Annotated in this window: 21 protein-coding genes and 2 tRNA genes; 11 read left to right on the top strand and 12 right to left on the bottom strand. The window is 65.9% G+C overall.

The window, feature by feature from the left end:
- The first annotated feature begins 15 nt into the window (after positions 1 to 15).
- Both JOE66_RS03250 and JOE66_RS03245 read left to right on the top strand, forming a co-directional pair.
- Entirely contained in the window at positions 16 to 645 is a 630-nt protein-coding gene (locus JOE66_RS03250; protein WP_205106724.1) for a flavin reductase family protein, read from the top strand.
- Between the two features lie 64 nt (positions 646 to 709).
- Positions 710 to 1,909, top strand: coding sequence for a pyridoxal phosphate-dependent aminotransferase (locus JOE66_RS03245; RefSeq protein WP_205106722.1), 1,200 nt, complete (start codon positions 710 to 712; stop codon positions 1,907 to 1,909).
- 64 nt (positions 1,910 to 1,973) lie between these two features.
- Here the strand turns inward: JOE66_RS03245 and JOE66_RS03240 are convergent, their stop codons facing one another.
- Positions 1,974 to 2,882: a Fic family protein gene (locus JOE66_RS03240; protein WP_205106720.1), complete on the bottom strand. Its 909-nt coding sequence runs from the start codon at positions 2,880 to 2,882 to the stop codon at positions 1,974 to 1,976.
- Between the two features lie 174 nt (positions 2,883 to 3,056).
- On the opposite strand from JOE66_RS03240, the gene JOE66_RS03235 reads away from it, so the two are divergent.
- From JOE66_RS03235 to JOE66_RS03220, 4 genes are read left to right on the top strand one after another with little or no spacing between them, the layout of a single operon-like run.
- Entirely contained in the window at positions 3,057 to 4,004 is a 948-nt protein-coding gene (locus JOE66_RS03235) for an ABC transporter ATP-binding protein (RefSeq protein WP_205106718.1), read from the top strand.
- Complete coding sequence (locus JOE66_RS03230; protein WP_205106716.1) at positions 4,001 to 4,873, top strand: ABC transporter permease; 873 nt, start codon at positions 4,001 to 4,003, stop codon at positions 4,871 to 4,873. Before JOE66_RS03235 ends, JOE66_RS03230 begins: the two co-directional genes overlap by 4 nt.
- Positions 4,874 to 6,112 carry a sensor histidine kinase gene (locus JOE66_RS03225; RefSeq protein ID WP_205106714.1) on the top strand — a complete coding sequence of 413 codons (1,239 nt, stop codon included), beginning with the start codon at positions 4,874 to 4,876 and terminating at the stop codon, positions 6,110 to 6,112.
- The gene (locus JOE66_RS03220) at positions 6,109 to 6,732 is read left to right on the top strand and encodes a response regulator (protein WP_205106712.1); all 624 of its coding nucleotides are present in this window, start codon (positions 6,109 to 6,111) and stop codon (positions 6,730 to 6,732) included. The genes JOE66_RS03225 and JOE66_RS03220 overlap by 4 nt, the downstream gene beginning before the upstream one ends.
- Positions 6,733 to 6,802: 70 nt before the next feature.
- On the opposite strand, the gene JOE66_RS03215 is transcribed toward JOE66_RS03220, so the two are convergent.
- From JOE66_RS03215 to JOE66_RS03200, 4 genes are read right to left on the bottom strand one after another with little or no spacing between them, the layout of a single operon-like run.
- Positions 6,803 to 8,011, bottom strand: a complete 1,209-nt coding sequence (locus JOE66_RS03215; RefSeq protein ID WP_205106710.1) for a UDP-N-acetylmuramate dehydrogenase — start codon at positions 8,009 to 8,011, stop codon at positions 6,803 to 6,805.
- Complete coding sequence (locus JOE66_RS03210) at positions 8,008 to 8,463, bottom strand: MaoC family dehydratase (protein ID WP_205106708.1); 456 nt, start codon at positions 8,461 to 8,463, stop codon at positions 8,008 to 8,010. The genes JOE66_RS03215 and JOE66_RS03210 overlap by 4 nt, the downstream gene beginning before the upstream one ends.
- On the bottom strand, positions 8,460 to 8,906 hold the full coding sequence (locus JOE66_RS03205; RefSeq protein ID WP_205106706.1) for an FAS1-like dehydratase domain-containing protein: 447 nt from the start codon (positions 8,904 to 8,906) through the stop codon (positions 8,460 to 8,462). Before JOE66_RS03205 ends, JOE66_RS03210 begins: the two co-directional genes overlap by 4 nt.
- A gap of 38 nt (positions 8,907 to 8,944) precedes the next feature.
- Complete coding sequence (locus tag JOE66_RS03200) at positions 8,945 to 10,159, bottom strand: hypothetical protein (protein WP_205106704.1); 1,215 nt, start codon at positions 10,157 to 10,159, stop codon at positions 8,945 to 8,947.
- 282 nt (positions 10,160 to 10,441) lie between these two features.
- Between JOE66_RS03200 and JOE66_RS03195 the strand changes: the two genes are divergently transcribed.
- The 3 genes from JOE66_RS03195 to JOE66_RS17765 are packed head-to-tail and all read left to right on the top strand — an operon-like array spanning position 10,442 to position 12,210.
- A complete protein-coding gene (locus JOE66_RS03195) occupies positions 10,442 to 11,239 on the top strand; it encodes a DUF4190 domain-containing protein (protein WP_205106702.1) in 798 nt (265 codons plus the stop codon).
- A gap of 17 nt (positions 11,240 to 11,256) precedes the next feature.
- A complete protein-coding gene (gene aroQ / locus JOE66_RS03190) occupies positions 11,257 to 11,721 on the top strand; it encodes a type II 3-dehydroquinate dehydratase (RefSeq protein ID WP_205106700.1) in 465 nt (154 codons plus the stop codon).
- A 57-nt stretch (positions 11,722 to 11,778) separates the two neighbouring features.
- A complete protein-coding gene (locus JOE66_RS17765) occupies positions 11,779 to 12,210 on the top strand; it encodes a HepT-like ribonuclease domain-containing protein (protein WP_205111554.1) in 432 nt (143 codons plus the stop codon).
- A 469-nt stretch (positions 12,211 to 12,679) separates the two neighbouring features.
- On the opposite strand, the gene JOE66_RS03180 is transcribed toward JOE66_RS17765, so the two are convergent.
- A tRNA-Met gene (locus tag JOE66_RS03180) sits at positions 12,680 to 12,753 on the bottom strand.
- Between the two features lie 37 nt (positions 12,754 to 12,790).
- Positions 12,791 to 12,862 (bottom strand) — tRNA-Thr (locus JOE66_RS03175).
- Between the two features lie 100 nt (positions 12,863 to 12,962).
- Here JOE66_RS03175 and JOE66_RS03170 point away from each other — a divergent pair.
- On the top strand, positions 12,963 to 14,741 hold the full coding sequence (locus JOE66_RS03170) for a glycoside hydrolase family 13 protein (protein ID WP_205106698.1): 1,779 nt from the start codon (positions 12,963 to 12,965) through the stop codon (positions 14,739 to 14,741).
- A gap of 126 nt (positions 14,742 to 14,867) precedes the next feature.
- Here the strand turns inward: JOE66_RS03170 and JOE66_RS03165 are convergent, their stop codons facing one another.
- The 4 genes from JOE66_RS03165 to JOE66_RS03150 are packed head-to-tail and all read right to left on the bottom strand — an operon-like array spanning position 14,868 to position 16,500.
- Complete coding sequence (locus JOE66_RS03165) at positions 14,868 to 15,698, bottom strand: inositol monophosphatase family protein (RefSeq protein WP_205106696.1); 831 nt, start codon at positions 15,696 to 15,698, stop codon at positions 14,868 to 14,870.
- Positions 15,695 to 16,012, bottom strand: a complete 318-nt coding sequence (locus JOE66_RS03160) for a hypothetical protein (protein ID WP_205106694.1) — start codon at positions 16,010 to 16,012, stop codon at positions 15,695 to 15,697. The genes JOE66_RS03165 and JOE66_RS03160 overlap by 4 nt, the downstream gene beginning before the upstream one ends.
- 58 nt (positions 16,013 to 16,070) lie before the next feature.
- Positions 16,071 to 16,340, bottom strand: coding sequence for a hypothetical protein (locus tag JOE66_RS03155; protein ID WP_205106692.1), 270 nt, complete (start codon positions 16,338 to 16,340; stop codon positions 16,071 to 16,073).
- A 16-nt stretch (positions 16,341 to 16,356) separates the two neighbouring features.
- Positions 16,357 to 16,500, bottom strand: a complete 144-nt coding sequence (locus tag JOE66_RS03150) for a hypothetical protein (protein ID WP_205106690.1) — start codon at positions 16,498 to 16,500, stop codon at positions 16,357 to 16,359.
- A 202-nt stretch (positions 16,501 to 16,702) separates the two neighbouring features.
- On the opposite strand from JOE66_RS03150, the gene JOE66_RS03145 reads away from it, so the two are divergent.
- On the top strand, positions 16,703 to 18,277 hold the full coding sequence (locus JOE66_RS03145; protein WP_205106688.1) for a DUF4214 domain-containing protein: 1,575 nt from the start codon (positions 16,703 to 16,705) through the stop codon (positions 18,275 to 18,277).
- A 61-nt stretch (positions 18,278 to 18,338) separates the two neighbouring features.
- Here JOE66_RS03145 and JOE66_RS03140 read toward each other — a convergent pair whose 3' ends face one another.
- Positions 18,339 to 20,573, bottom strand: a complete 2,235-nt coding sequence (locus JOE66_RS03140; RefSeq protein ID WP_239518208.1) for an MMPL family transporter — start codon at positions 20,571 to 20,573, stop codon at positions 18,339 to 18,341.
- Positions 20,574 to 20,880 lie beyond the last annotated feature (307 nt).

Raw genomic sequence — 20,880 nt, 5'->3', positions numbered from 1 at the left:
GGCCCAGGAGTGACAATGAGCGATACACAGGTGCCGAACCCGGTCGAACATCAGGTCGACGGGAGCGAGTCGGCCCAGCATGAGGTGGTGAGCGAACACAATCTCGTTCAGCACCCGAGTGCAGAGGCTGTTTCTCCTGACGAATTCAAAGCAGCGTTCCGGAATCACCCGGCTGGCGTCGCCGTGATCACCGCCGACGCTGGCGACGGCCCGGTCGCCATGACAGCGAGCAGCGTATTCTCCGTCAGCGCCGCGCCGCCCCTGTTGGTCTTCTCCGTCTCGGAGCTGTCGTCGAGTGCCCCCACGATTCGGAGCGCCGACACGGTGGTGGTTCATCTCCTGGGTGCCGACCAGCTCGACATCGCGAAACTCGGCGCAACGAGCGGCATCGACCGCTTCGCGGACACGAACATCTGGAAGAGACTACCGACTGGTGAGCCCTATTTTCCGGCTGCACACGCGTGGATCCGGGGCCGGATCGTCAACCAGATGGAAGCCGGCGGCTCGACTGTGGTCGCGGTGCAGGCCCTGGAGACGCACGCACCGGAGCCGGGCGACGAGGCTGCCGACGCGTCTCAGGCGCACCCCTTGGTGTACCACAACCGCACTTGGCACCGCCTCGACCAGAACTCGAAGATCGTCTGATCACTGGCTCGCCGATCATCCGGTTGCCCGAGGACTCGGGACTGTCGTGCTCTAAACTTGCCTGGTGACTGAACGCGCCAGAATCTCGCACCGCATCTCCTCCATTGCCGAGTCAGCGACCCTCAAGGTCGACGCGAAGGCCAAGGCGCTTCAGGCTGCGGGCCGGCCGGTCATCAGCTTCGCCGCGGGCGAACCCAACTTTCCCACGCCCGATTTCGTCGTCGAGGCTGCCGTCGCTGCAGCGCGCGACCCGAAGAACCACAAGTACACGCCGGCCGTCGGGCTCCCCGAGTTGCGCGAGGCCATCGCGGCGAAGACCCTGCGGGACAGTGGGCTCGAAGTGAGCCCCGCACAGGTGATCGTCACGAACGGTGGCAAGCAGGCTGTCTACCAATCGTTCGCGACGCTGCTCGACCCGGGCGATGAGGTACTCGTGCCGTCGCCGTACTGGACCACCTACCCCGAGGCCATCGCCCTCGCTGGCGGTGTGATGGTCGACGTCTTCGCCGGGAGCGACCAGGGGTACCTCGTCACCGTGGAGCAGCTCGAAGCGGCACGCACCGACCGAACGAAGGTTCTGCTGTTCGTCTCGCCGTCGAACCCCACCGGAGCGGTGTACTCACCCGAGCAGACGAAGGCGATCGGCGAATGGGCCGACGAGCACGGCCTCTGGGTGATCTCGGACGAGATCTACCAGAACCTGACTTACGACGGCGTGAAGGCGGTGTCGATCGTCGAGGCCGTGCCCGCGCTTGCCGACCGCACGATCCTGGTCAACGGCGTCGCCAAGACGTACGCCATGACCGGATGGCGAGTGGGATGGATGGTCGGCCCGGCCGATGCCATCAAGGCGGCCGGAAACCTGCAGTCTCACCTTTCGTCGAACGTCTCGAACATCTCGCAGCGCGCGGCCCTTGCGGCACTGACCGGCCCGCAGACCGCCGTCGAGGAGATGCGACTGGCGTTTGACCGCCGCCGCAAGACGATCGTGGCCGGGCTCAACGCGATTCCGGGCATCCATACCCCGACGCCCGAGGGCGCGTTCTACGTGTACCCCGATGTGACGGGCCTGCTGAACCGCGAATGGGGCGGGGTCACGCCGACGACCTCGCTCGAGTTGGCCGACCTGATTCTCGAGCAGGTCGAGGTCGCGGTGATTCCCGGTGAGGCATTCGGGCCGAGCGGGTTCCTGCGGTTGTCGTACGCGCTGAGCGACGAGGCCCTCGCCGAGGGAGTATCGCGCCTTCAGCGCCTGTTCACGTGAGGGTGGTCATGCACGATTCCGTCGAGCCACGCTGGTCATGAGATCGATTGGCGCGACTGTCTTGCTACGTGGCGAGCAGTGCGTCGAACGTTCGGAAGTAGGCCTCATGCCTGCCTGTCGCGTGATTCTGAAAACGCGCATGGATCATTCGGTCCCGGAGTTCTGAGTTCTTCAGGAACTGGCTGGGGTCGGCGGGATAGCCGATCTCCTCGAAGAACTGGAGCGCGAAGACATACACCGTGCGGGAGTTGCCGTCCCTGAAGGCGTGGATGGTCTGGATCTCACCCGCCAGTTCGGCCATGAGGTCGAGGATTCCCGCCCTGCCGAGATCTTTTCGCGCGCGGAGTTCGTGAAGTTGCGCGTACACGACAGAGCAGGCTTCGGCAATGTCTGACCCGGCAAAGTACCTGTATTTCATCGGCGGAGCAGTATTGTCGCCCGGTTCGAAGTGCACGGCATCGGGAGCAAAGCGCACGATCGACGAAGGGTCGACTCGCTCGCGCCCCGCCCAGAGGAAGACGTCTCCGAAAATCCGGCGATGGATGTGTTTCATGTGGTCATAGTCCAGGTGGCCCCTGACCGGCTCAGCCGCGAGTTCCACCAGGCGGATGCGAGAGATCTCCCTCTCGATTCGCCGGAACTCGTCGCTGTCGTCGATCCCGTATGGGTGGCTCGGCGAGACCAGGCGATTGCGCAGGGTGCTGGACCCGGGGATCTCATACTCATCATCGCCCGAGCCCACCGTGAGCTCGGGGTCGCCGATAGACGCACCGACACGGGCCGCGGTGATCGCGACGGCCTCATCTGCAGAGATCCCGCCCGACGCGACCTTTCGCACGAGAACGCGGTGACGCAAGTCACCGGCGTCGCACCTGACGAGGGCGAGGGCAGCGTCGGCAAAGTCGACGCGCCGCTGGATCTCCTCTTCGGAGACCAGGTCTGCACCCCCAAGCAGGCCGGGCTCCGTAGCCATCGCGCCCCGTCTCCTTCACATTCGCCCAGCCCGAAGATGTGGAAGCCCACAGAAATCCCTCTCTGCGTGAATGATCCCAAGACCAGCACACCGTGTCCATCCCCCGATCGGGGGAGGGCCAAATAGGTGAACTGGTGGCTGTTGCTGGAGCTGGCGTGTGGGCACGATGGGTACATGACTTCAACAGACATCGCCGTGAGCGTGCAGAACCTCACCAAGTCCTATGGAGCCTTCGCCGCGCTGGATGGGGTGACCTTCGACATCGAGCGAGGAGAGACCTTCGCGCTGCTGGGCCCGAACGGCGCAGGCAAGAGCACCACGATCGAGATTCTCGAGGGGTACCGTGACCGCAGCGGCGGTGAGGCGCGCGTGCTGGGGGTCGACCCGCAGCACGGCGGGCTCGAGTGGAAGGCCCGCCTGGGCATTGTGCTGCAGAGTTCAGGTGAGAGTGGAAACGTGACCGTGCGCGAGCAGCTCACCCAGTTCGCCGGCTTCTATCCGAACGCACGGAGCGTCAACGACGTCATCGCAGCCGTCGGGCTCGAAGAGAAGGCCGGCACCCGGATCAAGAACCTCTCGGGCGGCCAACGGCGAAGGGTCGACGTGGCGCTGGGTGTCATCGGCAGACCCGAATTGCTGTTTCTCGACGAACCCACCACAGGATTCGACCCGGAGGCGAGACGCCAGTTCTGGGAACTGATTCATGAGCTCAAACGGGAGGGAACGACCATCCTGCTGACGACGCACTACCTCGATGAAGCCGCCCAGCTGAGCGACCGGGCCGCCGTGGTGGCTGGCGGGAAGCTCATCGACATCGGGCCCGTCGGCTCCCTGGGCTCGGCTGAAGCGCGCGTACCCATTGTGCGTTGGCTCGAGAACGGCGTGTCGCGCGAAGTCCGGTCCCACGATCCGGGGGCGACGGTCGCCGACCTTGTGCGGCGCATCGGCGAACCCCAGAACCTCGAGGTCGTACGACCGAGCCTCGAAGACATCTATCTCGGACTGGTCGCCGACTCAGGCCCGGCCTCGCACGGCGAATCGTCGGCCAGGGTCGCGGCAAACACCCTCACCACCGAAGCCGCCATCGCCGGCACCTCCTCGAAGGAGAACGGACTCGCATGACCACCACAACGCTTCGCACCCCGAGCGCCAGACCCGGCAACCCGTCATTCGGCCTCGCGCGCACCATCCGCCTCGGCGCCAACCGAATCGGCTACGAGACGAAGGTCTACTTCCGCCAGACCGACACCCTCTTCTTCACCTTTCTCTTCCCGGTCATCATGCTCTCGATCTTCTCCGTGGCCTTCCAGGGCATGGGCAACATCGGCACCAACCCCGATGGCACCGGCGGCATCAGCCAGGCCGCGTTCTACCTGCCGGGAATGATCGCCGCGGGCATCCTGCTCAGTGGCGTTCAGAACCTCGGCGTCGACATCGCGATGGAACGCAGCGACGGCACCCTGAAACGACTCGGCGGCACACCCCTGCCAGTGCTCTCGTACTTCTTCGGCAAGATGGGCCAGGTCTTCGTGACGTCGTTGCTGCAGATCGGGCTGCTACTGCTGGTGGCCCGTTTCGCCTTCGACGTCGCGCTGCCCACCGACCTGGCCAAGTGGATGACCTTCGCCTGGGTCTATCTGCTCGGAATCGCCACCTCGGCGGTGCTGGGCATCGCCATCTCGAGGTTGCCCCGCACAGGCCGCAGCGCCACCGCCGTGATCATTCCGCCCGTGCTCATCCTGCAGTTCATCTCCGGGGTCTACCTGCAGTTCGCGCTGCTGCCGGACTGGCTGCAGAGCGTCGCCAGCCTCTTCCCTCTGAAGTGGATGGCACAGGGCATGCGGGCGGTCTTCCTGCCCGAATCGTTCGCCACCGTCGAGAGCGGCGGAGCCTGGAACCTGGCTGGCGTCGCCATTGCACTGCTGGTCTGGCTGGTCGCCGGGCTCGTGGTGTGCCGCGTGACGTTCCGCTGGATCCGCAAAGATAGCTGAGTGAACAGATTCAGCTGGTGGCACATCGCGGTGGGGGTCACCCTCGCCGCGATGGCGGCCGTCGCTGCCACCGACTTCGCCGAATCTCCCACCACAGCGATCGGCGCCTGGGTCTGCCTGCTCGTACTCGCGCTCGGCTACGTTCTCTTCGGCTGGCGAGGGTTCCTCCTCGACGACGACGAGTGCCACCGCACCAGCCTCCGGGCGCTCGGCTTTCCCCTCCTGGCAATCGTCTGCACCAGCGTCGGCGTGGGGTTCAATCCATCCCTGGCCACCCTGCAGGCCATCACCTTCCCGATCATCTGGTTCACTGTCGACCCGCTTCGCCGCGCGATCGTGCTCAACGTCATTCTCGCCGTTGCCGTGACGCTCGGGTTTCTGTTCTCGACCGGCACCTCCCCGCAGGCCATCGTGCAGGCGATCACCATCGAAGCGATCTCCCTGCTCTTCAGCCTCGCCCTCGGTCTCTGGTTCTCGTTTGCACTGGGGCAGGGGCAGGAGAACACCCGACTCCTGGCCGAGCTCCAGGCGACCCAGCACGAGCTCGCGGTACTGAACCGCGACAGCGGCATTCTGAGCGAGCGCGAACGGCTGGCCGGCGAGATACACGACACGATCGCCCAGAGCCTCACCGGACTGGTGATGGTGGCCCAGCGCGCTTCGCGGGCGGTGACGGATGATCAGCCCTCCGTGAAGCTCGACCTGACCCTCATCGAAGACATCGCCCGCGAGGCACTCGTCGAAACCCGTGCGCTCGTCGCCGCCGGCACGCCCGTGGCGGTGGATGGCGGCCTGCCGGCCGCGCTCGGCCGCCTCAACGCCCGGTTCACCCGCGAGACGGGTGTCACCATCTCCCTGAATACCGAGGGGTACCACCCCGAACCGAACGAGGTCGAGGTGGTGCTGCTGAGATCGGCGCAGGAGGCGCTGGCGAACGTGCGGAAGCACTCCCACGCGTCGCGGGTGGTCATGCGTCTGACGACAACCGGAAGTGCGGGCGGCCACCCCTCTGTGGCGCTCGCGCCTTCGGACGGCGTGCGGCACCGGATCGTTCTCTCGGTCGGTGACGACGGAACGGGCATCGACCCCTCGCGCCCGCTCGACGACGGGTTCGGCCTGAGCGGCATGCAGCAGCGGCTTGCCCTGCTCGGCGGCGAACTCGCGATCGGGCCCTCCTCCCAGGGTGGGGTCGAACTGACGGTCTCCCTGCCGTCGCTCGCAGAGAGAGTGGCCTCGTGATCCGCGTGGTGGTCGCCGACGATCATCCGATCGTTCGTGCCGGGGTAGTGGCGCTTCTCGAATCAGCAGTCGACGTGGAGGTCGTCGGCGAAGCGGTGAATGGCCTCGAAGCCGTTGTGCTCGCGTTGAGCCTCAGGCCTGACCTCGTGGTCATGGACCTCCGAATGCCCGGGCTCAGCGGAGCCGAAGCAACGGCTCGCATCGTGGCGGAATCGACGGGCATCCGGGTGCTCGTATTGACGACCTATGAGACAGACGACGACATTCTGCTGGCGATCGAAGCGGGGGCCAGCGGATACCTGGTGAAGGCGGCGCCGCCAGAGGAGATCCTCGCGGGAGTGCGGGCCGTCGCAGCCGGTCAGACCGTGCTGGCGCCCTCGATCGCCTCCCTGCTCGTGCAGAGGATGCGCGAAGACCGCGCGCCTGTTCCGAAACTGAGCGCCCGGGAGCTCGACGTGCTCAGGCTCGTCGCGGCCGGCAACAGCAACCCCGAGATCGCCCGAACGCTGGTCATCGGCGAAGCGACGGTGAAGACGCACCTGCAGCACACCTTCGAGAAGCTGACCGTGACCGACCGCACGCGGGCCGTGACGCGGGCGATGGAGCTCGGGTTGATCTGAGGGGCTGCGCGGGTCACAACCGGCGATTCTGGTCGAACGTCTGGCGCGCGTCACAGCGGCCGACGGGCCGTTACAGGTCGTTCGCCTGCTCGGCGTCGAACCCGACAAAGACCGGCTCGGGCGAGAGATTCACACCGAACTCGGCCTGCACCCGCCACTGCACAAAGCGCGCCAGTTCGGCGATCTCGGCTGCCGTCGCACTGCCGCGGTTCGTCAGCGCGAGCGTGTGTTTGCCCGAGATGGCCGCCCGGGAGCCGGGAATCGCGAACCCGCGGGCGATTCCGGCGTGCTCGATCAGCCAGGCAGCGCTGAGCTTCACCGGGTAGCCGCCCGGTGGGGTGACATGGGTGCTGAAGACCTCAGGCTCCGGCTCCTCGCCCAGCGCCCTCACGACGGGAGCAGCCTCAGGCTCGACCAGCCAGCGCGGCGCGTCGGAGGGAAGCGTGCGCGCGAAGGCCTCGCTCACGATGGGGTTGGTGAAGAACGAACCGGCGCTGACCGAATCGGGGTCGCTCGCGTCGAGAATCATGCCTTTGGATGCCCGGAGTCGAAGCACCGCGTCACGAACCAGCCCCACGGCGACCCGATCGCCGGGCTGAACGCCGAGTGCGGTTGCGAGCTGGCCGTACTCGATCGGCCGGCCGAGGGAGTCTGGCCCGGCGCCGGTGGCAGTGCTGGCACTCGCGCTCCCGCTCGATTCTGCGTCGACGTGCAGTCGCAGCCCGACGGCGAGCACGACACCACGACGGCCTGCCTTGAAGACGCTCGTGCGGTACCCGAAACCCAGCTCGTTCGCCCCGAGCCACTGCACCTCTTCGGTGTCGTAGTCGAGAAACTCGACGCCGGTGAGGGATGAAGCGATCTCCTGGCCGTACGCGCCGATATTCTGGATCGGCGCGGCACCCGTCGAACCGGGAATGCCCGAGAGCGCCTCGATTCCGCTGAACCCGCGCTCGACCGCGTAGCGCACGACGTCGTCCCACGGTTCACCCGCCTGCACCAGCAGGCGAACGGACGCGGGCGGGTCGCCCGGCACCGCTTCGGTCACGATGATGCCGCGCGAGGCGACGCGGATGACCGTGCCCGCGAAACCGTCGTCGGAGACGACCACGTTCGAGCCGCCGCCGAGGATCATCCACTCGTCGCCGTCGTGCCACGCATGAAGGCTCGCTTCGATGAGGCTCTCACGGTCAGACGCCGTCACGAGCCGCGCAGCCACCCCCCCGACGCGCAGCGTGGTGAGCGGCGCGAGAGCGGTGTCGGTGGTTTCTTCGATCATGGGGCCTGAAGCGCTGCCACCGGGGCGTGGATGCGGATCTGGGACTTGCCGAGCACGGTCTGGCCGGCCGCGGTGACGACGAGGTCGACGCGGGCGGTGCCGGCTTCGGCATCGAGCTGCCCGATCTTCGCCGAGACCGACACCTCGGCACCGGTTTCGCCGTCGACGTAGACCGGGCGGGTGAAGCGCACCTGGTAGTCGTCGATGAGCGCAGGGTCACCGAGCCACTCGAGCACGGGCTGGATCGCGAAGCCCATCGTGAGCATGCCGTGGGCGAGAACGCCCTCGAGGCCGACAGACCTCGCAATGTCATCGCGATAGTGGATCGTATTGAAGTCGCCTGACGCGCCGGCATACCTCACGAGCGAGTCACGGGTGAGGGTGAACTGGCGTTCTGCGACGACATCGCCCACGGCGAGCGCGGCGAAATCGGCCGGGGTGATGACGCTCATTCGTCACCCCTGACGACGAGGGTGGAGATTGCGGTCACAACGTGCGCGCCTGCCGCATCTTCGATGCGTGATTCTGAGGTGACCATGGAGTTGCCCCCGAGCGTCTTGACGCTGGCGATGGTGAGTGTGGCCGTGAGTTCGTCGCCGGCGACGATCGGCCGCGTCTGCGTGAACCGCTGGTCGCCGTGCACCACGCGTGAGAAGTCGATACCGGCATCGGGGTCGGCAAGCAGCTGATCGAGCGTGAGCTGCTGCAGGATGACAGCGAAGGTGGGCGGAGCCACCACATCGCTGTACCCCGCCGCCCTGGCCGCGTCGACGTCGAAGTTGAGCGGGCTGGTCGAGAAGACCGCTCGAGCGAACTCGCGGACCTTCTCACGCCCGACGAGGTACGGGGAGGTCTTCTCGAACACCCGGCCCGCGAGATCTGGGTTGATTGGCACCACGCAAGTCTAACGATCAGCTCGGTGGCGGCGGCGACTCATCCGTCGGCGGGAGTGGGCGTCGGCTGCGGAGTCGGGGCCTGCTGCGGGTTCACCCCATAGCTCGAACTGTCCCTCGACGGGACCGGGCTCGAACTCACGCCATACGAACCGTCGGGGTTCCAGAACACCACATCATGTGCGCCAGAGCGGTACGGGTAGGTGTCGGAGCCTTTGCGGGCATTCAGGCTCGTGATGCGCAGTTCGATTCCCATCGATGCGAACTCGTCTTTCGTCACGCACGTCGCACTCTGGGTTCCATCGGTGTAGACAGCGAGCAGGCACGGTTGGTTGATGCGGTTCTCGACGGCGTAGACGGTCAGGTCGGAGTCTGCGACACCCAGGAGGCGCAGCGAATCCGGCTTGTAGTACGGGTCGATGTTGGCCGGAGGGATCGATGGGGCGAGAGTGGGGTCTTCGAAGATCGTCAGCCCGAGGCTCGCGCCGGCCACTGCAGTCGGCGGTGGTGTCGCTGCAGAGTCGCCGCCCGTGCCGGCAGAGCCGACGGCTGTGGTGCCGCCGAGCGATCCCGCCTGCTGAGCAACGACCAGCACGACGCCGACGAGCAGGAGTACGGTCATCGTCACTGCCGCCGACATCCAGATCATGGACCTCCTGCGCCACGCCGAGGCCGAGATCCGGGCATCCGGATGCTCGTCTGACCCCTCCGCATCGGTGTCAGCTCCGGCCATACGGCCACCGAAGCCGTGGCGAGCAGAGGTGGTCACGCCGATGGACCCCGCGATTGTTCCCCCGTCTGCGCGCGTCCCCGGCCGATGAGCCGCCTCGAGGGTGGGTGCCGGCAGCGCCAGCTCCTGGAGCCGCGACTCGACCTCCTCGAGGTGCGGTCGACACGACTCGATGGCGTCGCCGAGGGCCCGCCGGTCGGCATCCAGTTGCTCCTCAAGCCCGATCAGTTCTGCTTCTGCGCGCGTCACTGCCAGCGTCTCGCCGGTAGCCGGGTCATCGATCTCGACAATCGGAGACGACGATGCCTCTCGCGAATACGCTGCAGCGCGAGCGGCGGGCAGAGCCATGGCCGGGTCGAGCGCGCCGCTTGGCGCGCGGGTGAGCGGATGCGCGGACCACCACAGGGCATCCATGACAGCGAAGCGGCCGGAATAGGCGGCCTCGAGCGCATCGAGGGCGCCCGGGTCTGCACGGGCGATCTCGAGCACCCGTGATGCCTGCAGGCGATCAGCGTCTCTCTTCACAACAGGCTCATTCTCCATGGGCACTTCGGTGTACCTCGTCTTCCATTCTGCTCCTGCACGGCAGGCGCTCGCACCTGGGGCCGAATCGGCTTGACACCACTAGATTGAGAGAGAAGCGCCGCACCCTTCTGTCTGGGGTGAAGCACACGGAGCCGGGTGTCGGATCGACACGATGGATTCGGTGCCGCACCTCCCAGCGACGGGCACGCGCTCCCGGTGGCGCCGGTGAATCCCTGCGCCGCTGACGGGTAGTTCGACCCGCGATGATTCGAGGAGCACGACATGAGCATGGAAACGCCTCCCCCTAGGCCCCCAACTCCGCCTGTGCCGCCGACCTCATCCGTATCGCCGACTGTGCCGACACCAAGCGTTCCGCCGGGCCCGCCATTCGGTACCCAACCGCCGAGCCCAGTGCCGGCGAACCAGAAGTACAACGTGCTGGCAATCGTCTCGCTGGTCAGTGCGTTCGTGCTCTCGCTCGTTGCCGTCATCACCGGTCACCTGGCGCTCAGCCAGATCAAGAAGACCGGCGAGAAGGGGCGTGGCCTTGCGCTTGCCGGGGTGATCCTCGGGTACGCGGGTATTCTCGCTGGCATCATCGTGGGGATCGTTCTCGTCGTCGCTCTGGCCACAGGGGCTGCCGTCGTCAAGGCGGGCCTCGACCAGAGCCAGGCCCTGTCGTCTCTGATCCCCACCGACCTGACGCTGCCCACCGACGACCCGAGCGCGGGTGGCTCCGACGCCTCCACCCAGTCCGTAGCCGAGGCCTGCACGATTCTGAACACACAGGTTTCCGATTCGGCGAGCGCACTCAGCAACAGCTTCTCGTCCCTGCAGTCCGACCCGGCTGGCGCGGTGAACGCCCTGCAGAATTTGTCGACCGACTTCGGCACCGCCCTCGGCACGATCACCAACCCCGTCGTGCTGCAGACGGCATCGACCGCCTACGGCGACCTCGAGAACCTCATTGCCGACATCCAGGCCTATGTCGCCGACCCGAGTGTCGGCAGCAGCGCGATCCAGGTCGATGGCGTCGCCGTCCAGACCTCCTTCACCGCCATCGGTGCGGTCTGCCAGTAGAAAGCAGTCTGTCCTCCATGACGCCCACATCGCCCACCGCGCCTGCCCCGCGCATCCTGCTGCTGAACGGGCCGAACCTCAACATGCTCGGCACGCGTGAGCCACTCATCTATGGCACTCAGACGCTTGCCGACGTGGAGCGCCTTGTGACGTCGAGCGCGCACGAATTCGGCTACGAAGTGGATGCCCTGCAGAGCAACCACGAAGGCGAACTCATCGACGCCCTGCACAGGGCGCGAACCACCCACGTCGGCGTGCTGCTGAACGCTGGCGGGCTGACCCACACCTCGGTCTCGCTGCGCGACGCCGTGCAGGCCTCCGAGCTGCCGATGGTCGAGATCCATCTCTCCAACGTGCATCGGCGCGAGGACTTCCGTCACTTCTCGTACCTCTCAGAAGTGGCGATCGCCGTCATCGTCGGAGCCGGCGTGACGGGCTACCGCTTCGGCGTCGAGGCCCTCCACGAGCACCTGAGCACGTAGGCTGCCACGTCAACTCGCTCAAAGAAGACCTCGAACTTCTGCTCGGGCGCAACGTCGATCTCGTCATGGAGAAGGCTGTGCGGAATCCCTACTTCGCCGCTTCTGCGGCTTCGAGCGCGCAGGACGTGTATCCGGCCTGAGTCTGCCGCGCTCCTCTGGGATGTTCGCAACGCGGCCGCCCGCATTGCTGAGTTCATAGCGGGACTCGACTCCGATGCCTACGCACAGGATGAACTTCGACGTTCTGCAATTGATCGACAGCTCGGGATCATCGGCGAGGCACTGAGAAGCCTGCGTAGCGCTGACCCGGAAACGGCGCAGCTGACACCCAAAGTGTACCGCATCATCGGATTGCGGAACGTGTTGGCACACGGCTACACAACCATCGACGACTCGATCGTTTGGGGTGCCGCATCGCAGCGTGTGCCCGACCTGATTGCCATGGTCGAAGAATTAGTGAAACCTGGCCTCAATGGGTCGGCGGTCTAAGTCGGCGCGGAGTTCATCGAGATCCGCGACACCGAGAGATTGAACGCTCGGAACCCGGCCCTTGCGCGACCTGAACATCAGGGATTCGCTCTCTTTCGAGTCCTGACTACTACGACGACTCGCCAAATGAGCGTCGCAACAGCGAGAGCGCTTAAGACGACGAGGGCTACCGCAAATGGCGCGGGAACGTCGGGACGCAGCGGCCCAGACGAGTCAGACTCAAATCCCGAATCGCCGGAGTACCGCGAGGCGCACCCGCGTGTCTCGGCATGGCGCTCCTGCGGGGTAGGTGTACCAACTTGTGTTGGATTGTGGACTGGTGAGCAATGGAAGTTGGGACAACGAATGGCGGAGGGCGGGGCGGGGGCTCGGTGAGGCTCGAGCCGGCCTAGCAGATCGATTGCTCGCGTCGAAGGCCTGCAGAAAGAACGAAAGAAGCCCCCGAGACGGCGAGATCTCGAGGGCTTCGTAGCGGGAGCGGGACTTGAACCCGCGACCCCACGATTATGAGCCGTGTGCTCTAACCAACTGAGCTACCCCGCCAAGGCCCCCAGTCTCTCACGAGACAAAAGGAGCCGGGAGCCCCCTGTGGGAATCGGACCCACTACCTCTTCCTTACCAAGGAAGTGCTCTACCAATGAGCTAAGGGGGCGCGTCTGAGCAGCCGAACATCCGGCGGCTTTTGGCACCGTAAGAGAATAGCATCTGCGGGAGGCGCAAAAGCGCCGCGTGACTCGCATTAGGGTTTTAGCATGACAACCGATCTGACTCCCGACATCGGCGACCCCAACGAAACGCTGACTTTCGCCGGCCTCGACCGCAAAACAGCGGTGACCACCGGCAGCGAATGGTGGCGTTCCGCGGTGATCTACCAGATCTATCCGCGCTCGTTCGCCGACTCCGACGGCGACGGCATCGGCGACCTGGCGGGCATCACGAGCCGGCTTCCGGCCCTTCTCGAGCTCGGCATCGACGCCATCTGGCTGTCACCCTTCTTCACGTCGCCCCAGCATGACGCGGGCTACGACGTGGCGAACTACTGCGATGTCGACCCTCTGTTCGGCACACTCGCCGACTTCGACACACTCCTGGCTGAGAGCCACGCACTCGGCATCAAGGTGATCGTCGACCTGGTTCCGAACCACACCTCCTGGGACCACGAATGGTTCAAAGCCGCAATCGCCAGCCCCGAGGGCAGTCCTGAGCGCGATCGCTATGTCTTTCGCGACGGGCTCGGCCCGAACGGCGACATCGCACCCAACAACTGGGAGTCGGTCTTCGGCGGCCCGATGTGGTCGCGCATCACCAATCCTGACGGCACGCCCGGCCAGTGGTACCTGCACATCTTCGACATCAGCCAGCCCGACCTCAACTGGGAGAACGAGTGGGTGCGGGCACAGTTCCGCGACATCCTGCGGTTCTGGCTCGACCGGGGCGCAGACGGCTTCAGAGTGGATGTTGCGCACGGGCTCATCAAAGAAGAAGGTCTGCCCGACTACACGCCTTCTGCCGAGGCCGGGAGCATGGGTGGCGGTGCCGTTCCCCTGACTCCGGAGATCGCCGACCCGATCGACGCACCAACACCTCCCTACTGGGCACAGGAGGGGGTCCACGAGATCTACCGCGACTGGAACAAGGTGCTGGGCGAGTACGACGGCGAACGCGTGCTGTGCGCTGAAGCGTGGGTCGAGCCCCTGCACAAGCTCGCGCACTGGGTACGCGACGACGAGATGCACCAGGCCTTCAACTTCACCTACCTCTCGGCGAACTGGTCGGCCGAAGAACTGCGGATCGTGATCGACACATCGATCGCCGCGTTCGCCACCGTCGGCGCACCGAGCACCTGGGTGCTCTCGAACCACGACGTCGTTCGGCACGCCACTCGCCTCGCGCTGGCTCCCGGGCACCTGCAGGGCGACGGCATCGGACCGAAGTCGGTGGGCATCCCCGACCCGGCCGACGGGCTGCGCAAAGCCAGGGCAGCCACCGCTGTAATGCTCTCCCTGCCCGGCAGCGCCTATATTTACCAGGGCGAAGAACTCGGCCTGCCTGAAGCCATCGACCTGCCCGACGAGGCCCGGCAGGACCCGACATGGTTCCGCACGAACGGCGAGCGTTACGGCCGCGACGGCTGCCGCGTACCCATCCCGTGGGAGGCGAACACCCCGAGCTACGGCTTCGGGCCAGCAGACGCGAGCTGGCTGCCCCAGCCGGCCGGCTGGGACGGCTACGCCCGTGACCAGCAGTCGGGAGTCGCCGGTTCGACGCTCGAGCTGTACAAGCTCGCGCTCTCTCTGCGCGCCGAGAGCAAGCTCGGCATGGGTGCCGTCGCGTGGATCACCGACCTCGGCTTCGGAGACGACGTTCTGGCCTTCCGCAACGGCGACATCACCGTGATCTCGAACACCGGTGCGATGCCTGTCGAGCTTCCGGTCGAGGTTCTCGGCGAACTCCTGCTCGCCAGCGACCCCGTCGACGAGGCCGTTCTGCCCGCCGACACGACGGTCTGGCTGCGCGCGCTGGAGCTATAAGAGGGCATCCAGTGGATGCCCTCCGCGACGCCAGCGCCGAAGAAGCTGTGCTTCTTCGGGTTCTCACGTCGGGCGCTTGCTGAGGTGCTGAAGTCGATTACCCATCTCGCAAGACCCGCACTCAGGTCAGAGACCGGCCTTCGCGAACAGGGCGCGGATGATCGGCTCGAGCTGGGCGGCCAACGCAGGTTCCGCAGCCAGCGTGAACTCCCGTGCGGCCGGCGTGCCGTTGAACCCCGTCACAACCGCACCCGCCTCACGCGCCACCAGCGCTCCAGCCGCGTGGTCCCACGGGTTCAAGCCGCGCTCATAGTAGGCGTCGAGCCGGCCTGCGGCGACCGCGCACAGGTCGAGGGCAGCAGCGCCGATTCGCCGGATGTCACGCACCTGGCCGATCAGCTCCCCGAGCACGATCCCTTGCTTCACGCGCGTCTCCGCGCTGTAGGAGAAGCCCGTGCCGACGAGCGCCTGCGAGAGGTCGACGGGAGGGTTGACCGCGAGCGGGGTCGTGCCGAGAAAGGCCCCCCGGGCATTCGTCGCCGTGTACACCTCGCCAGCAGCAGGGTTCACGACGCAGCCCGCAAGCGCATGCCAGGTCACAGGGTCGGGTTCACCCTCGACTACGCCGATGCTGATGTTGTAGGCCGGGATGCCGTAGAGGTAGTTGACCGTGCCGTCGATCGGGTCGACGACCCAGGTGAGGCCGGAGGTGCCCACCGACGCCGACTCCGTCGATTCTTCGCCGAGGAACCCGTCGTTCGGGCGCGCATCGGCAAGGCAGCTGCGGATGAACGCCTCGACTTCGCGGTCAGCGAACGTCACCACGTCTTCGAGTGACGACTTGCTCGCCGCAACCTGCACGCCCTCCTGGCGACGGCGGGCCGCCAAGGTGCCCGCTTCGACGGCGATTCGGCGCGCGATGGCGAGCAGCTCTGCGTTCGGGTCAGCGAGCGTCATGCTGCTGAACCCTCGACGGTGTCGACCAGCCAGGCGACGGCGTCCCGCCACGGCAGCGGCTCACCCGTGACCTCAGGATGCCCGTGGGACTTGTGGGTGCGGGCCACGTAGAGCACATCGGCCCCCGCTGCGCCGCTGAGCTCGAAGCGACCCACTTCGTGCCAGTCGACAAGCCGGTAGACCCAGACGCTGAACTTCTCGTCGTGATCGTTCTGGATGAAGAACGAGAACGTGCCCCGGTGAAAGGAGGTCTGTTCGTGGCGGTTGCGCGGCAGGTCGTCGATCGCAGCAAGCTGCGCAGGCAGATCGGTCATGCCCGAACTCTACCCGCTGGTCGCTGCGGGGCGGATTCGCTCGGGAGACGGGGCCCTGCTAGCCGCCGTTGACCGTCACTCCCACCGCGAGGCACTGGTTCGAGAGGTCGGTGAACGTCTGCTGCCCTTTCGCCTGCGCCTCAGAGCTGGTGTCATCGATGACCGAGACGAGATAGCTCATGTCAGAGGCCAGAGTCTGCCACTGCGAATCGACGGCGGCCGCCGCCGAAACCTGCGCCGCCGCAGCGGCCTGCGTCGTCGGGAAGGTCGCCTTGTCTTGGGAGAGGCTCGTCTGCCAGCTCTGGCAGGCAAGCACCACACTGGCCAAAGCAGCGGAGCTCGGGTTAGGATTCGAGGGCGTTGTACTGGGGACTGGGGTCATCGATGGAGTTGCTGCGGGGGGTGCCGACGACGGCTGCGGGCTCGAGGTTGCCGAAGCGGTCGACGTCGACGATGTCGGGGACGGCTGGATGGCTGCGCTCGTGCATCCTGTCACGAGAGCCAGCGTTGCCAACAGTGCGGCCCCGGAGAATGACCGAACCAGACCGAGTCTCATTCCGACTCCCCCTTCGTAACGATCCCTGAAGCCAATGAAGAGCACCACCGACCACCCCTGCAACAAACGTCGCCCAGCCAGTACCGAACTCGCTCGTCGTTCTGAAGCTACCCCATGAACGCACAAGGAGTACTGTGATCCGGCTGAACAGAGTGTCCATTGCCGTCACCATCGCCCTGGTGGCAGGCCTCGGCGGCGTGGGTGTGCAGCCCGCCTTCGCACAGCCAACACCGACACCGTCAGTGGCGCTGCTGGCCGCAGCATCCACCGCCCCTCTGCCAACGGCGACAGGCGCGCCGACGCCCACCCCGACCCAGGCACCGACACCGACACCGGATGCTGGACCGCCGTCTCCGAGTACTCCAGTTTCAGCGTCTCCGCAACCGGTAGCGACGACCACGCCAGCCCCGACACCGACGGCCCTGCCGACGATCGTTCCGACACCGGCCAAATCCACACCTCCGTCGTCCGCGACGCCGACGCCGTCACCTACCGCGCCCAGCGCCGGGGCACAGGCGGCCGGCACTCCGCTGGTGTCGAACGACCCGCGGGAACTCGCCCAGGCGCTCGTCGACGCCAAGACGGCAGGCGCGCTCCGCACAAACCCGCCTGCGATCTTCGACCGCGAGATCGCACCTCTCGCCCAGGGCCAGGCGCTCACGGGCTGCACCGTCGACACTCGAATCCTGCAGATCATCGTTCTGACGCTGTACAAGTTCGGCTCGGTCACCATCTCCGACATCCAGAGACCGTGCATCGGCGACCAGACAAACTGTGGAGCTCCGACGTACTCCGTGCACTGCACTGATCCGGCGAGGGCCGTGGACTTCGCCGTTGTCGGCGGTGTGGTGCTCAACGGATCGAATTCGCAGACCATCCAGCTTCTCAAACTCCTCGACAGCGTGGTTCCAGACGGAACGAACGCCGGCCAGTACCAATGCAGGGTGTCGGCGGGAACCTCGCTCTACCTCGTGAACATCAATCAGTTCTCCGACTCCTGCAATCACGAACACATCGACTTCAGGAACACGAATGTGCCACTGAACCTCGCAGCGATCGGGGCAGGCGTGAACGTGCTCTCTGCCAGCGGTTCCTACGTGACGGCCTTGTACAACGACTACCTCGCCCGCACACCGTCGTTCAGCGAGCTCATGTTCTGGACGAAGATCCTCGACGGTGGCGGTGCCCGAACTGCCGTGTCCGACGCTTTCGTCTCGAGCGACGAATACCGCCTCATCCGCATCAATGCCGCATACCGGGGCATCCTGGGGCGCGGCTCTGATCCCGGAGGCCAGACCTTCTGGCTGACACGCATGCAACAGGGTCTGCTGACCACCGACGACATCGAGACCAGCTTCTACGGGTCACTGGAGTACTTCACCAACCACGGGGGTACAAATCTGTCGTTCGCACTGTCGCTGTACCAGACGCTCCTGAAACGTTCGGGAAGCGGGTCGGAGTATCAATTCTGGGCAGATCTTGCACAGGCCCATGGTCGCGACTGGGTCATAGCGCAGTTCTGGGATTCGACCGAGACGATCAGCAGCCGTGTGAGCGCGATGTACTCGTCGTATCTCGGGCGAGTACCTGACCCGTCCGGGTTGCAGAACTGGGTCGGCCTCGCCTTGAAGCTGGGGGATTCCGGCCTGCGGTCGGGCCTCACCGGCAGCGACGAGTACTGGGGTCGCGCGGCCACCCGCTTCCACTGACCAGGGCATGCACCCGTGGCCGTGCATGGTGGGGCCTCGACTGGAGCATGGTCGTGCCGGCTCAGTCGCGCAGCGCGAACCTCGCGTGCACCGGCTTGAGCCAGCGCGGCGCCCACCACATGAAGCGATACGACCACGTCATGAATGCAGGCACCAGCAGGCAGCGCACCAGCGTCGCGTCGAGCAGAACAGCGACGGCGAGCGCCACCCCGAGTTGTTTGATGAGCATCAGGTCACCGGTCGCGAAGCCTGCGAACACCACGATGATGATGAGCGCAGCTGAGGTGATGATGCGACCGGAGCGCTGCAGTCCGAGCGCAATCGCCTCCTTTGCCGGAACACCAGCCTCGACCAGCTCGGTCACCCGCGAGAGGATGAACATCTCGTAGTCCATTGCCAGCCCAAAACCGAACACGAAGGTCAGCAGAAGTACAAGGGCATCCACCCCGTGCACGTCGGCGGCGTTGAAGCCCATCAGACCAGCGAAGTTGCCCTGCTGGAAGCCCCAGACCAGCACTCCGATCGAGGCTCCGAGTGAGAGCGCACTGGCGACGAGTGCCTTCAGCGGGATGATCAGCGAACCGGTCATCAGAAACAACACGACCATCGTTCCCACCGCGATGAGCAGCGCTGCTCGCGGTGCCCCACTGAGCAGCGACCCGGCCAGGTCGGCGGTGTCGGCGTCGATACCGGTGACCCAGGCGGGGAAGGCCGGCCGGGCATCCCGGATCTCGTGCACGACCCTGACGCCGTCGGTGGGCTGGTCGACCGCAACCCGGACACTCCAGGCGTCACCCGAGGCGGTCGGCACACCGACGGCCGCCACGCGGTCGAGGGATTTCACCTGCGCGGCCCAGTTGGCCGCGTCGGCCTCGGTCTCGGTCACGAGAAGCACGCGCGGGCTCGTCGCCTGCGGGAAGAACCCGTTCACCGTCTGCACGAAGTCGTACTGGGTCGACGACTTCGGAATGGCATCGACACTCGTGTTCGCGAGCTGGAGCGTCAGAAGGGGGCTGCCCATCACCAGCAGCACAACCACAGTGGCCAGCGTGATGAGCGCGGGATGGCGTTGCACACGCCTGGTCAGGTGGGAGAAGAACCCCTCAGGGGGCGCCACGTCACCGAATCGGCTGAGCAGTGGGCCGACACCGGGGATACGTGTGAGCACACCCGGGCGAATGAGGCGTTCGCCACTCAATCCGATCAGCGCCGGGATGAGCGTGAGCGCAGATGCGACCGCGATCATGGTGACTGCCAGAGCGCCGATGCCGATCGCTCGCACGATCGGTGGATCGAAGAGCAGAAGGCCGAGAGCCGCAATTGCAAAGACGGTGCCTGAGAAGGTGACCGTACGTCCGGCCGAATTCACCGCGAGGCCGACCGCAGCCAATCGCTCGTCCCTCGACACCAGCCGGCGCTTCCGGGACTCTTCACGGAAGCGGCTCACGATCAACAATCCGTAGTCGATCGAGAGGCCCAGGCCCACTGCAGTGACGACATTCACGACGCTCGTATTGATGTCGGTGAAGAAAGTGAAGCAGAAGAGCACTCCGAGCGCACCGCCGATGGCTGCCACCGCACCTGCGAGAGGAATCCCTGCTGCGATGAATCCACCGAAGACGACAAGCATGACGATGAGTGCGATGGGCAGAGCGACCGTCTCACCTCGTGCGAGATCGCTCTCAGAGATCGACGTGAGCGATTCGACAAGCAGCGGCGAGCCGCCGACCTCGGCGGTCGCGCCCGGAAACGCCGCGCGGTACTGGATCGCGCCGGCATTCAGCGCGGCCTCGACAGTGCTCAGGACGGCTTTGTCGGGAGCGTGGCCGTCGACACCGGAGATCGTTGCCGTAAGGAGGAATCCGTTGCCGTCGTCGGCCAGCAGGGGCAACGCCGCCGGATTCGCGCTCCCATCAGCGAGTGGGGGAACGACAAGCGGGTTGACAACTGTTATGTCGGGCAGCCCGGCGAGCGTGCTGGAGATCCCCGTCGAGAGGCGGATCGCCTGGGCATCGGTGGGCGACACTCCATGCACCGTGAGACTCAGTTGGTCACGCGGGTCTCCACCCTCGAGGATCGCCGTGGCCCGGCTGCTCTCCCCCTCGGCGGCGGGCGCACCAGTCACCAGCAGCTGGAAGAGCGTCTGGTTCCCCGTTGCACCGAGTGCCGCTGCCAGAGCGATACCGAGCAGCAGGATCCACACGGTCATCGCGATCCACGGGCGGCGGGCCGACGCCGCACCCAGGCGGCCCACCCAGCCGAGTCGCACCGGGGTCACGGGAGTTCGATCTGCCATCACGCTCCAGGTGCAAGAACCAGGTGAACGAGCATCCGCCCGCCTGAAAAGGATAGGGGCGAACGCCCGGCCCGGCGAATCGGTGGCTGGATTCGCACGCGGCGATCTGAACCTGGTGCGGGGCTGTTGTGGGGCCTGGGCCCCGATTCAAACCAAAAAGCCTTGAAATCGCAGTGATTCCGATGTCGTTCACAACGGCCTTCGCCCCGCGAGAGCCGAGAAGGAGGGCATGAGCTCGACTCAAGCCCTCCTTCTCCCGTCACGACGGCGACGGCGGGTCGAGGTCTTCCGCTCCGCAATCGTCAAT

The organism is Subtercola frigoramans (assembly GCF_016907385.1).
GTDB classification, from domain to species: Bacteria; Actinomycetota; Actinomycetes; order Actinomycetales; family Microbacteriaceae; genus Subtercola; species Subtercola frigoramans.
Note: the sequence above shows the minus strand (reverse complement) of the source record. Positions and strands in the feature narration are given on the sequence as shown.

Bases quoted from the DNA above. Each gene is read 5' to 3' on its own strand.
- JOE66_RS03250 (WP_205106724.1), top strand. From the start codon at position 16: ATGAGCGATACACAGGTGCCGAACCCGGTCGAACATCAGGTCGACGGG.
- JOE66_RS03240 (WP_205106720.1), bottom strand. From the start codon at position 2,882: ATGGCTACGGAGCCCGGCCTGCTTGGGGGTGCAGACCTGGTCTCCGAA.
- JOE66_RS03235 (WP_205106718.1), top strand. From the start codon at position 3,057: ATGACTTCAACAGACATCGCCGTGAGCGTGCAGAACCTCACCAAGTCC.
- JOE66_RS03230 (WP_205106716.1), top strand. From the start codon at position 4,001: ATGACCACCACAACGCTTCGCACCCCGAGCGCCAGACCCGGCAACCCG.
- JOE66_RS03215 (WP_205106710.1), bottom strand. From the start codon at position 8,011: ATGATCGAAGAAACCACCGACACCGCTCTCGCGCCGCTCACCACGCTG.
- JOE66_RS03210 (WP_205106708.1), bottom strand. From the start codon at position 8,463: ATGAGCGTCATCACCCCGGCCGATTTCGCCGCGCTCGCCGTGGGCGAT.
- JOE66_RS03195 (WP_205106702.1), top strand. From the start codon at position 10,442: ATGAGCATGGAAACGCCTCCCCCTAGGCCCCCAACTCCGCCTGTGCCG.
- aroQ (WP_205106700.1), top strand. From the start codon at position 11,257: ATGACGCCCACATCGCCCACCGCGCCTGCCCCGCGCATCCTGCTGCTG.
- JOE66_RS03170 (WP_205106698.1), top strand. From the start codon at position 12,963: ATGACAACCGATCTGACTCCCGACATCGGCGACCCCAACGAAACGCTG.
- JOE66_RS03165 (WP_205106696.1), bottom strand. From the start codon at position 15,698: ATGACGCTCGCTGACCCGAACGCAGAGCTGCTCGCCATCGCGCGCCGA.
- JOE66_RS03160 (WP_205106694.1), bottom strand. From the start codon at position 16,012: ATGACCGATCTGCCTGCGCAGCTTGCTGCGATCGACGACCTGCCGCGC.
- JOE66_RS03150 (WP_205106690.1), bottom strand. From the start codon at position 16,500: ATGCACGAGCGCAGCCATCCAGCCGTCCCCGACATCGTCGACGTCGAC.
- JOE66_RS03140 (WP_239518208.1), bottom strand. From the start codon at position 20,573: ATGGCAGATCGAACTCCCGTGACCCCGGTGCGACTCGGCTGGGTGGGC.